The 1,295-nt window shown below is 44.5% G+C and carries 1 protein-coding gene; it reads right to left on the bottom strand.

Annotation, left to right across the window (positions count from 1 at the left end):
- Positions 1-747 precede the first annotated feature (747 nt).
- Positions 748-1,134 (bottom strand): YwiB family protein, encoded by a 387-nt coding sequence (locus STRDD11_RS04875; protein WP_128835932.1) that lies wholly within the window; start codon positions 1,132-1,134, stop codon positions 748-750.
- Positions 1,135-1,295: the final 161 nt, after the last annotated feature.

The raw sequence follows: 1,295 nt of genomic DNA, 5'->3' as shown, positions 1-1,295 counted from the left end.
CTCCTCACCTTCTTAGGACAAACACCTTGGTCTCTATTTGGATAAACAAAAAGAGACCTGTTGATTAACAAGTCTCGCTATTTCATACAAGGCCGGAAATTTCTTTCGTATTGACGACCTTGTAACGGTGTTACCGTTAGCTACTCCCTTGAGTGTTTTATATTGTATCAAAATTCCCCCTGTTTCGCAAGAGCCAGTCTCTTGATTTTTGAAAAAAATTCAGGAATTTTCAACACCAGCACCAAATGTCGGCTGATAAAGCCCTCCCCTATAAACAGATAGGCAGTGAACATCATCAGCAGACCAGGCAGGAGCAGCCAGAACGGCAGAAACGCTTGAATTGAAAATAATGGCTCCCATGCAGTCAGCGGCGGAGCTAACCGCTCAAACTACTGTTTTGAGGCTGCGGATGGGGCTTCCCATAAGAAGCTATAAAAGCCCCTCCTCACCGGCATCTTCAAACTCTAAATGATGATGGCCCCACCCGCAGGCGGTGGGACAGAACTAAATTTTTATACGGTATCTTCCAAAAGATTCATCCCTCTGTGGGTGAGGGCGAAGCCATCATGGGCGTCTGTCTCAGCCTCTCCCAGATTTTCGGCTAAGATTCTCTTTGAAATGGCCTGATGGTTCCTGTCCAAAAACAACTATTCAAACCAGTATTCATGAAAAGAGCCCTCATACTTTGCTCAGAAAGAAAAAGGAGACACTGGCTGACCTGACAAAAGGGCTGCAGGTTTTTCCTATTTAACTCCAAGAAATTTCCAGTCGATAGCGGGCAAAAGTCTGCACGCTGTCCGGTGTTTTCAGCTCATAGCGGAGCTGAATGGTCTGCTCTTTCATGTCCAGCTGATAGTGCTCTGTCTGGGTGATGAAATGCTGCAGGCCAAGCGGAGTAGGAATGCTGACCGGAGCCAGTCCGCCTTTGATAAAACGCATGATGGATTTAGGGGTGGAAAAACGAGTCATGACCAGCTCCTCCTCCTGAAATTTCAGGACTGCTTTTTCTCCTTCTTCATTTGTGTAAAGCAGGTAATGGCTGCCGCCTTTCTGGGTCCAGTCCGCCTCGTAGATCTGGTCAATGATTTCTGTCTGGTCGTCTATTTGAATCTGATTCCTTAGTCTGATTTGCATTTACTTATTCCTTTACATTGATTACTTTCTATTGTACCAAAAATCGGGACATTCTGTTCAGCTGGCTTTTCATTTTTATCAGACTCTTTCACTTTTCTTTTTCCTTTTCTGTCTATCCTGGATTTATGATATAATGGACCTATGATTGAAAAAGTATTTCG

It is taken from the genome of Streptococcus sp. DD11 (assembly GCF_001578865.1).
Classification (GTDB): domain Bacteria; phylum Bacillota; class Bacilli; order Lactobacillales; family Streptococcaceae; genus Streptococcus; species Streptococcus panodentis.
This window is presented reverse-complemented; position numbering and strand designations above follow the sequence as displayed.

Coding starts and splice junctions, on each gene's coding strand:
- STRDD11_RS04875 (WP_128835932.1), bottom strand. CDS start 1,134: ATGCAAATCAGACTAAGGAATCAGATTCAAATAGACGACCAGACAGAA.